This window comes from Pseudomonas sp. yb_2, from assembly GCF_043103905.1.
Classification (GTDB): domain Bacteria; phylum Pseudomonadota; class Gammaproteobacteria; order Pseudomonadales; family Pseudomonadaceae; genus Aquipseudomonas; species Aquipseudomonas alloputida.
Map to the genome: position 1 here is coordinate 117,845 of NZ_JBICKH010000090.1, position 14,085 is coordinate 131,929.

General features: G+C 63.7%; 15 protein-coding genes. 7 read left to right on the forward strand and 8 right to left on the reverse strand.

Annotated features, from left to right (window positions below; translation table 11 throughout):
• Nucleotides 1-4: 4 nt before the first annotated feature.
• The 6 genes from ACF8FB_RS25805 to ACF8FB_RS25830 form a co-directional block, all read right to left on the reverse strand.
• Nucleotides 5-1,057: a DUF1615 domain-containing protein gene (locus ACF8FB_RS25805; RefSeq protein WP_010954635.1), complete on the reverse strand. Its 1,053-nt coding sequence runs from the start codon at nt 1,055-1,057 to the stop codon at nt 5-7.
• Between the two features lie 26 nt (nt 1,058-1,083).
• Entirely contained in the window at nt 1,084-1,635 is a 552-nt protein-coding gene (locus ACF8FB_RS25810) for a hydrolase (RefSeq protein ID WP_392512384.1), read from the reverse strand.
• Nucleotides 1,636-1,691: 56 nt separating this feature from the next.
• Nucleotides 1,692-2,411 (reverse strand): thioesterase II family protein, encoded by a 720-nt coding sequence (locus ACF8FB_RS25815; RefSeq protein ID WP_010954637.1) that lies wholly within the window; start codon nt 2,409-2,411, stop codon nt 1,692-1,694.
• Nucleotides 2,408-2,629: an MbtH family protein gene (locus ACF8FB_RS25820; RefSeq protein ID WP_003256222.1), complete on the reverse strand. Its 222-nt coding sequence runs from the start codon at nt 2,627-2,629 to the stop codon at nt 2,408-2,410. The genes ACF8FB_RS25815 and ACF8FB_RS25820 overlap by 4 nt, the downstream gene beginning before the upstream one ends.
• Before the next feature lie 133 nt (nt 2,630-2,762).
• Nucleotides 2,763-3,164, reverse strand: a complete 402-nt coding sequence (locus tag ACF8FB_RS25825) for a hypothetical protein (RefSeq protein WP_010954639.1) — start codon at nt 3,162-3,164, stop codon at nt 2,763-2,765.
• A gap of 26 nt (nt 3,165-3,190) precedes the next feature.
• Complete coding sequence (locus tag ACF8FB_RS25830; protein WP_392512386.1) at nt 3,191-4,075, reverse strand: LysR family transcriptional regulator; 885 nt, start codon at nt 4,073-4,075, stop codon at nt 3,191-3,193.
• Between the two features lie 146 nt (nt 4,076-4,221).
• Between ACF8FB_RS25830 and ACF8FB_RS25835 the strand changes: the two genes are divergently transcribed.
• The gene (locus tag ACF8FB_RS25835) at nt 4,222-5,241 is read left to right on the forward strand and encodes an alpha/beta hydrolase (protein ID WP_014756183.1); all 1,020 of its coding nucleotides are present in this window, start codon (nt 4,222-4,224) and stop codon (nt 5,239-5,241) included.
• Between the two features lie 141 nt (nt 5,242-5,382).
• On the opposite strand, the gene ACF8FB_RS25840 is transcribed toward ACF8FB_RS25835, so the two are convergent.
• The gene (locus ACF8FB_RS25840; RefSeq protein ID WP_003256229.1) at nt 5,383-5,676 is read right to left on the reverse strand and encodes a DUF1330 domain-containing protein; all 294 of its coding nucleotides are present in this window, start codon (nt 5,674-5,676) and stop codon (nt 5,383-5,385) included.
• 78 nt (nt 5,677-5,754) lie between these two features.
• Between ACF8FB_RS25840 and ribBA the strand changes: the two genes are divergently transcribed.
• The 6 genes from ribBA (at nt 5,755) to ACF8FB_RS25870 (ending at nt 12,547) form a co-directional block, all read left to right on the forward strand.
• On the forward strand, nt 5,755-6,876 hold the full coding sequence (gene ribBA, locus ACF8FB_RS25845) for a bifunctional 3,4-dihydroxy-2-butanone-4-phosphate synthase/GTP cyclohydrolase II (RefSeq protein ID WP_010954642.1): 1,122 nt from the start codon (nt 5,755-5,757) through the stop codon (nt 6,874-6,876).
• Between the two features lie 285 nt (nt 6,877-7,161).
• The gene (locus tag ACF8FB_RS25850) at nt 7,162-8,187 is read left to right on the forward strand and encodes an ABC transporter substrate-binding protein (RefSeq protein WP_004576593.1); all 1,026 of its coding nucleotides are present in this window, start codon (nt 7,162-7,164) and stop codon (nt 8,185-8,187) included.
• A complete protein-coding gene (locus ACF8FB_RS25855; RefSeq protein WP_392512389.1) occupies nt 8,184-9,101 on the forward strand; it encodes an ABC transporter permease in 918 nt (305 codons plus the stop codon). Before ACF8FB_RS25850 ends, ACF8FB_RS25855 begins: the two co-directional genes overlap by 4 nt.
• A gap of 6 nt (nt 9,102-9,107) precedes the next feature.
• Nucleotides 9,108-9,917 (forward strand): ABC transporter permease, encoded by an 810-nt coding sequence (locus ACF8FB_RS25860; protein ID WP_016499074.1) that lies wholly within the window; start codon nt 9,108-9,110, stop codon nt 9,915-9,917.
• Nucleotides 9,918-9,936: 19 nt separating this feature from the next.
• On the forward strand, nt 9,937-11,085 hold the full coding sequence (locus ACF8FB_RS25865) for an ABC transporter ATP-binding protein (RefSeq protein WP_392512391.1): 1,149 nt from the start codon (nt 9,937-9,939) through the stop codon (nt 11,083-11,085).
• A 154-nt stretch (nt 11,086-11,239) separates the two neighbouring features.
• Nucleotides 11,240-12,547, forward strand: a complete 1,308-nt coding sequence (locus ACF8FB_RS25870; RefSeq protein ID WP_392512393.1) for a substrate-binding domain-containing protein — start codon at nt 11,240-11,242, stop codon at nt 12,545-12,547.
• 133 nt (nt 12,548-12,680) lie between these two features.
• Here ACF8FB_RS25870 and gorA read toward each other — a convergent pair whose 3' ends face one another.
• Entirely contained in the window at nt 12,681-14,036 is a 1,356-nt protein-coding gene (gene gorA / locus ACF8FB_RS25875; RefSeq protein WP_392512395.1) for a glutathione-disulfide reductase, read from the reverse strand.
• Nucleotides 14,037-14,085: the final 49 nt, after the last annotated feature.

Here is a 14,085-nt window from a genome sequence, read left to right on the forward strand (position 1 = left end):
CAGGCTAACGCTTCATGCACCGCTGATAACGCTCATCCACCCGCCCGGCAAACCAGGCCGTGGTCAGCTTGCGGGTAATCTTCGGGCTCTTCAGCTCGATGCCCGGTAGCACTGCGCGGGGCACCGGTTTGCCGGCTTTGGCATCTGCCAGGGCAAACACCCCGCTGTACAGCTTGCTGTCCTCGAACGCCAGGCTGTCGGCCTCCTCCAGCTGGCTTCGGATCTGCGGGTTACGCAGCCCCAGCTTCACCCCCAGCTTGCGCGCGGCCAGTTCGGTGGTCCCCGGCATGATCGCCCCCGGCGCCACCAGGTCGCCGTCCAGTGCCAACTTCACCCCAGTGACCTTGCTCAATGCCGCCTGGAATGCCGCATTGCGACTGGCGTACCAGCCCGCGTTGAAATCGGCGAAACGGTATAGCTGGCGCTCGTAGTTGGCCGGGTAGCCCAACAGGTGGGCAATACCGAAGTACATGCCGCCGCGCCGGCTGAACACTTCCTGGCGAATCGTGCCTTCATGGCTGTAGGGGTAATCCCTCGCATGCTTTTCGGCAAAATCGATGCTGACTTGCATCGGCCCGCCGGTGTGCACCGGATTCAGCCCGCCCAGCAAGGTCTTGCCCAGCGGCAGGCGTGCAACGACTTCGTCGTACAGTTCACTCAACTGCTTTTCGCTGCGCACCGTCTGCAACCGCTGCTGGTAGCTCTTGCCGTTGCCTGACGGCGTCTTCAGCGCACCGTCGACCAGCAGTTTGGGAATATGCAGGCGCGCAGCGCGGCGGTCGATCTCCTGGCGGGCGATACGCCCAAGGTTGGGCACCTGTGGGTCCGCAGTGAAGGTCGACTCCTGTTCGGTCACCGCCAGCACTGCGCACAGGTTGCTTTTACTGGGCGCTATGCGCTGGGCTTCGAAGGCTGCCTGGATATCCTTGGCCCAACCCTCGCGGTCCTTGACCTGGGCGGGTAACAGCCGCAACAGCTGCGCACGGACTTTCGCCGGGTCCGCTTCGGGCGCTTCTTCGCGGCGCCCGGCACAGCCTTGCAACAGCACCAGGGCCATCACCGAAATGGCCAGTAACCGGCCGTTCAGGGCTGTTCACCGATCAGGTAGGTTTTGCTGATGTGGCGGAACTGCGGGTGCCCGGCACTGCCCATCAATTCGAACAACACCATCTCGCGGGTCACTACCTGCGCGCCGGCAGCACGCATGCGGGCCAGGCCTGCGGCCTTGCTGGCCAGGGTGCGGCTGTCGCAGGCATCCTCGACCACGAACACTTGCTTGCCCAGCGCCAACAGGCCGAGCACGGTCTGCAGCACGCAAACATGGGTTTCCATGCCGCAGACGATCACCTGCTCACGCGCCATCAAACTGGCTGGCAGGCACTCGGCAGCCACGCAGGAAAAGTGACTTTTTTCCACCACTTCGGCTGCCGGCGCTACGGCCAGCAGTTCGGCCAGGGTATGACCCAGGCCTTTGGGGTACTGCTCGGAAATCACCGTCGGCAGCGCCAGCTCGGCAGTCACCGCCAGCAACCAACGGGCCCGTGCCCGAGTGCCTTCGGGGTCGCTCATGGCACCGATCAGCTTTTCCTGGATGTCGACGACCAGTAGCGTGGCCTTGAGTGGATCGATCAGCATTGTCTGCCTCTTGCCTGGGAAAACCCTAGCCTCCCCCAGGCAAGCGGTGACGTCAATCAGGCGGACAGCCGAAGCGGTTGCAGCGACGCGGTCAGCGCAGCGAGCACACGGTCTTCCTGCTCATGGATGAAGAAATGGCCACCTGGGAACATCTGCAGCGAGAACGCGCCTTGGGTTTCACTGCGCCATGCCCGCAGTTGCTCATCGCTGGCCCGGTCTTCCACTCCACCCAGCACATGCAGTGGGCACTGCAACGCCGGTCGCTGCCGGTAGGTGTAAGTGCCGCACAACAGAAAATCGGCGCGCAAGGTCGGCAAGGTCAGGCTCATCAGCTCAGCGTTGGCCAGCACTTCCTCAGGCGTGCCCTGCAGCGCGCGCAACTCGCTGATCAGCTCGGCGTCGCTCTTGGGCTCGCGCCAGTTGTTGCCGTCGTAGTCCTCACGCCGGGTAGGTGCCGCGGTGCCGCAGGCGAACAAGGCCAGCGGCGCCGGGCAGCCCAATGCCTGCAGCTCATGGGCCAGCTCGAAGGCCAGCAGTGCACCCAGGCTGTGGCCGAGCAGCGCATAAGGAGCGCTTGCCGCCAGTCGCTGCTCGCTGGCCAGTTGCCGAGCCAGCACTTGCATGTCGGTGTGCAGCGACTCAGCCATGCGCGCCCCCCGCCCAGGCAACTCTACCGGGCGTACCTGCAACCATGCCGGCAGCTTGCGCCGCCAGCGGCTGTAGACCATGGCGCTGGCCCCGGAGTACGGCAGGCACAGCAGGTTCAGCACGGTCACTGGGCGGCAGCTTCGGCCATTTTCTGGCGCAGGCTCAGCGGGCGCATGTCGGTCCAGACTTCATCGATGTAGGCCAGGCAATCCTTCTTCAGGCCGCTTTTGCCCACGGCACGCCAGCCATTGGGGATGGCTTTGTAGTCGGGCCAGATCGAGTATTGCTCTTCGTGGTTGACCACTACCTGGAACTGGATATCGTCGCGGTCGAAAACGGAAGTCATTGCCTGTCTCCTTAAATGATGATGCCGCTGCGCGCCTGGCGCAGGGTGGCTTTCAAGTAGACGTAGCAGGCGCTGTAAAAATTAACGGAATTGACGCGCCCCATGTGGCCACGGCCGATGCCGGTATTAACCCTCAGGTATCACGCAACAGGTCGTGCGTATCGAGCAACCGGAACGCAACCTGCGGATTACGCTCCAGCCCGCGCCGGATCGCCGCCGGGATAGACTGCCGGGTCTTGCGGCACAGCCCGGGCTGATCGTCCAGTTCGATGACGATGCCGCGCATGGTCCGTACCTCGTTGTAACCGGGGGCGATGTGCACGCGGATGCCGAGGTTTTCGTACAGGCGCTGCTGCAGACGTTGAAGGTCTTCCAGGTCCTTCAGGTTTTCCAGCCGTTCGAGCAGGCGTTTTTCTTCCTGCCGGGTCAGCAAGAGGATGCGCTGGGCGGCCTGCGGATGGTCGGCCAGTTGCTCGCGGCCGCAGACGCAGGCGCCAGGGGGGCAAGGTTGGCGTAAAGGAACGGGCGTACTCATAGGGCAAGCATAGCCTGTACCGAAGGTCAGAGCTGCGCCAGCCGCGCGCGCAGGAAGCTGACAAAACCCTGCACCGGCCGCGCCACCTGCCGGTGCTGCGGATACACCGCCGACAGCTGCAGCGCGGGCGGGCGCCACTCATCCAGAACCGTCACCAGTTGCCCCTCCGCCAACGCCTGCCCAACGATAAAGGTCGGCAGGTAAGTGACCCCCATCCCGGCAATCGCAGCCCCCCGCAGCAACTCGCCATTGTTCGCCCGCATGCGCCCGGTCACCTGAATTGCCTGGGTTTTGCCACCTTTGTGGAATTGCCACTGCACCTGCCGCGAATGCCCATAAGGCAGGCAATCATGCGCGGCGAGCTCATCCGGTTTTCCCGGCACTCCCCGTTCTTGCAAATACGCAGGGCTCGCACAGTAGACCCGCTCGACACTGGCGATACTCCGGGCGATCAGGCTGGAGTCCTCCAGTGCACCAATCCGCAGCGCCAGGTCATAGCCTTCACCAATCAGGTCCACAGCGCGGTCGCTCAGGTCTACCTCCACATCAACCTGGGGGTGCAACTGCAGAAACTCGGTCAGCAGGCAGCCCAGGTGCGCCATGGCAAACGACAGCGGCGCGCTCAGGCGCAAGGTGCCGCGCAGGACCTGGGCCTGGCCGCTGATGTCGTGTTCGACCTGCTGCACTTCACCCAGCAGGCGCAGGGCCGACTGGTAGTAGTGCTGCCCCAGTGGCGTGGCATCGAGGCGCCGGGTGGAGCGGTTGAGCAGGCGCACGCCCAGGCGCTCCTCAAGCTGCATCAGGCGCCGACTGACCGATTGCTTGGACATGCCCAGACGGTCGGCGGCAGCGGTGAAACTACCGGCCTCCATCACCTGGGCAAAGATCCGCATGTCTTCGTAAGGGTTCATTGTCTTGCTCTAGCTGACAGTCAAACACTTTATAGCGGCTTTTTCCCACGAGTGCATCTGCCTAATCTACGCACAAGTCGCAGCGATGGCCCCTCAGGCCAGGCAAGACGCCCACTACCAACACTTGCACAGAAAAGGATTCGCTCATGAACATTGTCCACAAAGCCCTCACCGCCTCCCTCCTGGCCCTGTCCGTTTCCAGTGCCTTCGCCGCGGGCAGCCCTGGTGTCGAACAACACACCCAGGCCTTCCTCGAAGCCCTGGAGAAAGGGGGTGGCAAGCCGCTGGAACAGCTCACACCAAACGACGCCCGCGCGGTACTGACCGGCGCCCAGGCTTCGGTGAAGGTCGACCTCTCGGGGATCGAAGTGAAGGAACGCACGATTCAGGCCAATGGCCAATCGATCAAGCTGCAAGTGGTGCGCCCGACTAATGTCAAAGGTGATCTGCCGGTGTTCATGTTCTTCCACGGCGGCGGCTGGGTGCTGGGCGACTTCCCGACCCACCAGCGACTGATCCGCGACCTGGTGGTCGGCTCGGGTGCGGTGGCGGTCTATGTGGACTACACCCCGTCACCGGAAGCGCACTACCCGACGGCGATCAACCAGGCCTACGCCGCGACGCGCTGGGTGGCCGAGCATGGCAAGGAGATCGGCGTGGATGGCAAGCGCCTGGCGGTAGCCGGCAACAGCGTTGGCGGCAACATGGCGGCGGTGGTTGCACTCAAGGCCAAAGAGGCCGGCACCCCTGCCCTGCGCTTCCAGTTGCTGCTGTGGCCGGTGACCGACGCCAGCTTCGAGACAGCGTCGTACAAGCAGTTTGCCGAAGGACACTTCCTGACCACCGGGATGATGAAGTGGTTCTGGAACAACTACACCGTTGATGCAAAGGCGCGGGCGCAGATCTACGCCTCGCCGCTGCGGGCGTCCGCCGAACAGCTGAAGGGCTTGCCACCGGCCCTGGTGCAAACGGCTGAGTTCGATGTGCTTCGGGATGAAGGTGAGGCGTATGCCCGCAAGTTGAATGCGGCGGGCGTGACAGTAACCTCGGTGCGCTACAACGGAATGATTCATGACTATGGGCTGCTCAACCCGTTGAGCCAAGTGCCGGCAGTAAAGGCGGCGCTGCGGCAGGCGGGCAACGAACTTAAAGTGCATCTGCAGTGAGGCGATGAGCAATGGACCCGCCTGGGCGGGTCTTTTGCTTCTATTTGCGGAAACAGCCCGCAGGCTTCAATGAATCTGCCAGCGGTGCGGCAGGTCCGGCCCTTTCGCGGGTAAACCCGCTAAAGGGCCGGCAAATCCTGCTCAGGGCTCAAACCCTTCCACAATGATCACCTCAGCCTTCGCCACCCCTTGGCGATGACTGCATGCCTCTTGGTACAGCGCGGAGCGGTAACAGGCGACGGCCTGCGCGTACGAATCGAACTCGATCACCACACTACGCTGAGGCGTAGCCCTCCCTTCCATCGCCTCGCTACGCCCGCCACGGGCCAGGAAGCGCCCGCCGAATGCCTTGAAGGCAGCCGGGGCGCGCTGGGTGTATTGCTGGTACTGCTCGGGGTCGGTCACGTCCACATGGGCGATCCAGTAGGCCTTCATGTGCAGCTCTCCTGTTACGGCGATATTTGTGTATGATGGTATACCATAAAATTCACCCCACCACAGTGAGCGTGCACCATGGCTTTCAACACCATCGAGGAACTTCTCGAGGACTACCGGCAAGGCAAGATGGTCCTGCTGGTGGATGACGAGGACCGGGAAAACGAAGGCGACCTGTTGATCGCCGCCGAGCGCTGCGACGCCCAGGCCATCAACTTCATGGCCCGCGAGGCGCGCGGGCTGATCTGCCTGACCTTGACCGACGATCACTGCCAGCGCCTGGGCCTGGAGCAGATGGTTCCGGCCAACGGTAGCGTGTTCAGCACCGCGTTCACCGTGTCGATCGAGGCGGCCACCGGGGTCACCACCGGCATTTCCGCCGCTGACCGGGCACGCACCGTGGCAGCGGCCATGGCCCCCAACGCCCGCCCCGAGGACCTGGTGCAACCTGGCCACATCTTCCCCCTGCGCGCCCGCGAAGGCGGCGTGCTGACCCGTGCCGGCCACACCGAAGCAGGCTGCGACCTGGCACGCCTGGCCGGCTTCAGCCCGGCCTCGGTCATCGTTGAAGTGCTGAACGACGACGGCACCATGGCCCGTCGCCCCGACCTGGAAGTGTTCGCCGCCCGGCATGGCATCAAGATTGGCACCATCGCCGACCTGATCCACTACCGCCTGAGCACCGAGCAGACCGTCAAGCGCATCGGCGAGCGCGAGCTGCCGACCGTGCATGGCACCTTCCGCCTGGTCACGTATGAAGACCGCATCGAAGGTGGCGTGCACATGGCCATGGTCATGGGCGACATTCGCCGCGAACAGCCGACCCTGGTGCGGGTGCATGTGATTGACCCGCTGCGCGACCTGGTGGGCGCCGAGTACGCCGGCCCCGCCAACTGGACGCTGTGGGCGGCGCTGCAGAAGGTGGCTGAGGAAGGTACTGGCGTGGTGGTGATCCTGGCCAACCACGAATCCTCCCAGGCCTTGCTTGAGCGTGTGCCACAACTGACCCACCCTGTGCGGCCCTATCAACGTGGCCAGTCCAAGGTGTATTCCGAAGTGGGTACCGGGGCGCAGATTCTGCAGGACCTCGGCGTGGGCAAGCTGCGTCACCTGGGGCCACCGCTGAAATACGCGGGGCTGGCGGGCTATGAGCTGGAGGTGGTGCAGAGCATCCCGTTCGACCCGGGGATGGATGGCTGAGAACACACAAGCAATTGATTTAGCGGGGCCCTGTAGGAGCGGGTAAACCCGCTCCTACAGGGCCCTTGGTGCTTTTGACAGGGTGGAGTGATGGCCGGTCGCCTCATACCTCTTGCCAAAATCTTGGAATACCATAATATGATATCCCGTAGACCTTAAACCTGCAGGCCGCACCTACAATTAAAAACGGCCATCAGAACACTTTGTTTTAGCTGCTCCCCGAACATTATTGGCGGGCGCACCACAAGCCCCGCCTCGAATAACAAAAGCAACGAGGGCGTAACCATGCTGTTAAGCAAACGTGTAACCGCAGTGCTGTCTGCCAGCCTGCTGACCCTGGCATGTCAGGCCGCCCAGGCCGCCGACAGCCTCAACTTCGTCAGCTGGGGCGGTACGACCCAGGACGCCCAGAAAGAAGCGTGGGCCGTACCGTTCACCAAAGCCACGAACATCAAGGTCGTGCAGGACGGCCCCACCGACTACGGCAAGCTCAAGGCCATGGTCGAGAGCGGTAACGTGCAGTGGGACGTGGTCGACGTCGAAGCCGACTTTGCCCTGCGTGCCGCCAGCGAAGGCCTGCTCGAACCCCTCGACTTCAACCAGATCAAGCGCGACAAGATCGACCCACGCTTCGTCTCCGACCATGGCGTCGGTTCATTCTTCTTCTCCTTCGTGCTCGGCTACAACGAAGGCAAGCTCGGGGCCAACAAGCCGGTGGACTGGACCGCGCTGTTCGACACCAAGGCCTACCCCGGCAAGCGAGCCCTGTACAAATGGCCCAGCCCCGGCGTGCTGGAACTGGCCCTGCTGGCCGACGGCGTAGCCCCCGACAAGCTGTACCCGCTGGACCTGGACCGCGCCTTCAAGAAGCTCGACACCATCAAGAAAGACATCGTCTGGTGGGGCGGTGGCGCCCAGTCGCAGCAGTTGCTGGCCTCGGGTGAAGCCTCGCTCGGTCAGTTCTGGAATGGCCGTGTCTATGCCCTGCAGCAAGACGGTGCACCGGTGGGCGTGAGCTGGAAGCAGAACCTGGTCATGGCCGACTTCCTGGTCATCCCCAAAGGCGCCAAGAACAAGGAAGCGGCCATGAAATTCCTGGCCAACGCCAGCAGCGCCGAGGGCCAAGCCGAATTCGCCAACAAGACCGCCTATGCGCCGGTCAACGTCGACAGCGTGGCCAAGCTGGACAAGGACCTCGCGCCAAACCTGCCAACTGCCTACGCCCAGGACCAGGTCACCCTCGACTTCGCCTACTGGGCCAAGAACGGTCAAGCCATCGCGGCCCGCTGGAATGAGTGGTTGGTCAAATGAAAGTCGCCATCAACGCCCTGCACAATGCGCAAGGTACCCCCACGGGTGCCGGCGCCCCGGGCACCACCCCGCGCCGCGCAAGCCTGAGCCAGCGCTGGAAAGGCAGCCGCAACCTGCTGCCCGCCCTGCTGTTCCTTGGCGTGTTCTTCTTCGCCCCGCTGGTCGGCCTGCTGCTGCGTGGGATGCTGGAACCCACCCCGGGGCTGGGTAACTACGAGCAGCTGTTTGCCAACTCGGCCTACGCACGTGTGCTGTTCAACACCTTTTCCGTGGCCGGCGTGGTGACCCTGATCAGCGTGCTGCTGGGCTTCCCGCTGGCCTGGGCGATTACCCTGGTGCCCAAGGGCTGGGGCCGTTGGCTGCTGAACATCGTGCTGCTGTCGATGTGGACCAGCCTGCTGGCGCGCACCTACTCGTGGCTGGTGCTGCTGCAGAGCTCGGGCGTGATCAACAAGGCGTTGATGGCCATGGGCATCATCGATGCCCCGCTGGAAATGGTGCACAACCTCACCGGCGTGGTAATCGGCATGAGCTACATCATGATCCCGTTCATCGTGCTGCCACTGCAGGCGACCATGCACGCCATCGACCCGATGGTGCTGCAGGCAGGTTCGATCTGTGGCGCCAGCCCGTGGACCAACTTCTGGAAGGTGTTCCTGCCGCTGTGCCGCTCGGGGCTGTTCTCCGGGGCGCTGATGGTGTTCGTGATGTCGCTCGGTTACTACGTCACCCCGGCGCTGCTGGGGGGCGCGCAGAACATGATGCTGCCCGAATTCATCATCCAGCAGGTGCAGTCGTTCCTCAACTGGGGCCTGGCCAGCGCCGCCGCCGCACTCTTGGTAGCGATCACCCTGGTGCTCTTCTACCTGTACCTGAAGCTGCAGCCGGAATCCCCGGTTGGCAACGCGAGGTAAACTGCCATGCTCCTGTCTCCCAATGCCATGGGCCGCCCGCTGCGTACGGGCCTGTACCTGACCACCGGGGTCATCGCGGCCTTCCTGCTGCTGCCGGTGGTGTTCATCGTGTTGCTGTCATTCGGCTCGTCACAGTGGCTGGTGTTCCCGCCACCGGGCTGGACCTTCAAGTGGTACGGCCAGTTCTTCTCCAACCCGGAGTGGATGGACGCCGCACTGGCCAGCCTGAAGGTGGCCGTGCTGACCACTGTCGCCGCCGTGCTGCTGGGCCTGCCCAGCGCATTCGCTCTGGTGCGTGGCCGCTTCCCGGGCCGCGAGCTGCTGTACGGGCTGTTTACCATGCCGATGATCGTGCCGCTGGTGATCATTGCCGTGGCGGTATACGCACTGTTCCTCAAGCTAGGTTACACCGGCACGCTGTTCGCCTTCGTGGTCAGCCACGTGATCGTAGCCCTGCCGTTCACCATCATCTCGATCATCAACTCGCTGAAGCTGTTCGACCAGTCGATCGAAGATGCCGCGGTGATCTGCGGTGCCTCGCGCCTGCAGGCGATTTTCAAGGTCACGTTCCCGGCCATCCGCCCCGGCATGATCGCCGGTGGCCTGTTCGCTTTCCTGGTGTCGTGGGATGAAGTGGTGCTGAGCGTGATGATGGCCAGCCCCGACCTGCAGACCCTGCCAGTGAAGATGTGGACCACCCTGCGCCAGGACCTCAGCCCCGTGATCGCCGTGGCCTCGACCCTGCTGATCGGCCTGTCGTTGCTGGTCATGTTCATTGCCGCCGCCTTGCGCCGGCGCACCGAAACCAACGCCTGAGCGCGCGGAGATAACAACAATGAGTGCAGTGATCAAAGACAACGCGCACAGCAAAACCCTGGTCAGCCTGTGCGGCCTGAACAAGCACTACGGCGACTTCACCGCCGTGGACAACCTCGACCTGGAGATCCAGGACGGCGAGTTCCTGACCTTCCTCGGTTCCAGCGGGTCGGGCAAGTCCACCACCCTGTCGATGCTGGCCGGCTTCGAGACACCGAGCAGCGGCGAGATCCTGGTCGACGGCCAGTCGCTGGTCAACGTGCCGCCGCACAAGCGTGACATCGGCATGGTGTTCCAGCGGTATTCGCTGTTCCCGCACCTGAATGTGCGTGACAACATCGCCTTCCCACTGGCCATCCGCAAGCTCAATGCTGCCGAAACCAGCAAGCGCGTCGAGGCCATGCTCAAGCTGGTGCAACTGGAGAAGTTCGCCCACCGCAAGCCGTCACAGATGTCTGGCGGCCAACAGCAGCGCGTGGCGATTGCCCGGGCGCTCGTGTACGAGCCACGCATCCTGCTGATGGACGAGCCGCTCGGCGCGCTGGACAAGAAGCTGCGTGAAGACCTGCAGGACGAACTGCGCCAGCTGCACCGCCGCCTGGGCATTACCATTGTCTACGTGACCCACGACCAGGAAGAGGCGATGCGCCTGTCGCAGCGCATCGCCATCTTCAGCCACGGCAAGATCGTCGGCCTGGGCACCGGGTACGACTTGTACCAGAATCCGCCGAATGCCTTTGTTGCGTCGTTCCTGGGCAACTCCAACTTCCTGCGGATCAAGGCCAGCAGCAATGGCGCAGGCAGCTTCGAGGGCCAACCAGTAGCCATCCGCCTCACCCCAGGCCTGGCCGCCGAGCAGGATGCGCTGATCATGGTGCGTCCGGAAAAAGCCCTGGCCCTGACCGCCGAACAAGCGGCGCGCGAGCCATTGCCGGCGGGCTGGAACGAGGTCAGTGCCAAGGTGGGCGAAGTGCTGTTCCTGGGTGAAAGCCAGACCTGTCATGTGGTGACTGCAGGGGGTACCGAGCTGACGGTGAAGGCCCTGTCGGCCGCGGGCATGCCGATGCAGCCGGGCGACAGCGTGAAGGTGCGTTGGGCAGTGGCCGACGCTTGCATTTATACCGAATGGGCCGAGAGCGACCTGAGCAAGTCGGCCGGGGCACATTAACCTCTTCAGCGTTGCAGCGCCTGCCAGATCGAGCGTCGCCCGCGCGGCGCACGATCGGGCAGGCGCTGCACGCTGGAAGGTGTACGCCCCGTCACATTATCATCACGCCACTGTCGTAATCTGCCGGCCAACACTGTGCCATAGGCCACCCGGCATGCTCCGCCTGCTTGTCTTGCTGCTCACCTTGCTTCCACTAGCGACCTTGTCTGAGCCCCTGCATCTGCGTGTCCAAGGCTCCAACACCATCGGCGCGGCCTTGATGCCGGCGCTGGTGCAGGGGCAATTGCGCGTGCAGCAGGCCACCGCCATCGAACAACAGCCAGGCAAGGTCGCCAACGAGCGGGTGATTACCGCCCGCGACGTGCATGGTCAGCCCTTGCGCATCGACATTGCCGCCCACGGCTCAAGCACCGGCTTTGTCGCGCTGGGCCGTGGCGAGGCTGACCTGGCCGCCGCCTCGCGGCCGATCAACGACAGTGAAGTGCGCCAGTTGCAGGCGCTGGGCGACCTGCGCGCAGCCGGCGCAGAACAAGTGATCGGCCTCGACGGCGTCGCGATCATCGTCCACCCCGACAACCCGATACCCCAACTGGACACCCGGCAACTGGCGCAGATTTTCTCCGGTCAGATCCAGCGCTGGGAACAACTGGGCATACCTGGCGGGGCCATTCATCTGTATGCCCGTGACGACCGTTCCGGCACTTTCGAGACCTTCAAGGCGCTGGTGCTGGAACCTCAGCACGGCGAACTTTCGGCCAAGGCCAGGCGCTTCGAGTCCAGCGACGAACTGGCGCAACGCGTGGGTACCGACCGCCAGGCCATCGGTTTCAGCAGCCTGGCCGCCGTACACGGGGCCAAGGTGCTGGCGGTGGCCGAAGGCGACGCGCCGGCCATGCTGCCAGAGCGCGCACGTGTGGCCAGCGAGGACTACCCGCTCTCACGGCGCCTGTACTTTTACCTGCCGGCCAACCCCAAGCCCCAGGCCAAGGCCCTGGTCGATTTTGCCCAGAGCCCGGCCGGCCAGGCGATCATCGCCCAGCAGGGTTTCGTTTCGCAGCAGATCAAGGCCCTGTCTGTCGCCCCCCAAAGCGACATGCCACCGCGCTATCGCATCCTGGCCCTGCAGGCGCAGCGGCTGAGTGTGAACTTCCGCTTCCAGGAAGGAAGCGCGAGGCTGGACAACAAGGCCTTGCGCGATGTGCAGCGGGTGGCAGAGTACCTGCGCCAGGCCGGGAAGCTGCAGGGCAAGGCAGTGCTGGTGGGGTTCGGCGACCCCAAGGAAACGCCCGGGCGCGCAGCCCTGCTCTCCCGCCTGCGTGCGCAAGCGGTGCGCCGCGAACTGGCGCGCGGTGGCGTGGAGGTGCTGCAGGTGACCGGGATGGGCGATGAATTGCCAGTGGCCGGCAATGAACAGGAGCAAGGCCGGCTGCGCAACCGGCGGGTCGAGGTGTGGGTGTATTGATCCGGCCTTGTACACCCCCCTGAAGCAGCCTTGTGTGCAACAAGGCCCGAATGACAGAAGCGTTTCTGTGTCAGCAAGGGCCTCGTCGCAGCACAAGGCTGCGTCTACAGGCTGTACAGCAGGCTCCGCGTCATCAGCGGGTGACGGTGCGCATGGTCACGAACTCTTCGGCCGCCGTCGGGTGCACGCCGATGGTTTCGTCGAACTGCTGCTTGGTCGCACCGGCTTTAAGTGCAATGCCCAGGCCCTGAATGATTTCGCCAGCGTCAGGACCGACCATGTGGCAACCCAGCACCTTGTCGGTCTGGGCATCGACCACCAACTTCATCAGGGTCTTTTCCTGAATGTCGGTCAGGGTCAGCTTCATGGCCCGGAAGCGGCTCTCGAATACCTGCACCTTGTGCCCGGCCTCCAGCGCCTGCTCTTCGGTCAAGCCTACGGTACCGATGGGTGGCTGGCTGAACACCGCAGTGGGGATGTTCTGGTAATCCACCGGGCGGTATTGCTCGGGTTTGAACAAGCGCCGCGCCACGGCCATGCCTTCAGCCAAGGCCACTGGGGTCAACTGCACACGGCCGATCACATCGCCAATGGCGAGAATCGAGGGCGCGGTGGTCTGGTACTGCTCATCGACCCGGATGTAGCCGCGCGCATCCAGCTCGACACCGGTGTTCTCCAGGCCCAGATTGTCCAGCATCGGGCGCCGGCCGGTGGCATAGAACACACAGTCGGCTACCAGCTCGCGGCCGTCCTTGAGCGTGGCTTTCAGGCGACCATCTTCAAGCTTGTCGATGCGCTGGATGTCGGCGTTGAACTGCAGGTCGAGGCCGCGTTTCTCCAGCTCTTGCTTCAGGTGGGTGCGCACCGAGCCGTCGAAGCCGCGCAGGAACAGGTCGCCACGGTACAGCAGTGTGGTGTCGGCCCCCAGGCCCTGGAAGATGCCGGCGAATTCGACGGCGATATAACCCCCACCCACCACCAGCACGCGGCGCGGCAAATCCTTGAGGTAGAAGGCTTCGTTGGAGGTGATGGCCAGTTCCTTGCCGGGAATGTCCGGTACTTGCGGCCAGCCACCGGTAGCGATGAGGATATGCTCGGCGGTGTAGCGCTGACCGTCCACTTCCACTTCGTTGGCACCCGTCAGCCGCGCGTGGCCCTGCAACAGGGTCACCCCGCTGTTGACCAGCAGGTTACGGTAGATGCCGTTGAGGCGCTCGATTTCCCGATTCTTGTTGGCAATCAGGGTGCCCCAGTCGAAATGCCCCTCTTCCAACGTCCAGCCGAAACCTGCGGCTTGCTCCAGCTCATCGGCAACGTGCGCGCCGTATACCAGCAGTTTTTTCGGCACACAACCGACGTTGACGCAGGTCCCCCCCAGGTAGCGGCTTTCCGCCACTGCCACTTTTGCACCAAAACCGGCAGCAAAACGCGCTGCGCGCACACCACCGGACCCGGCGCCAATCACGAACAGATCAAAATCGAAGGCCATGTATTCACTCTCCCAGGCAGGCGTCCAGCATACCGCCGTTGGCCGCCGC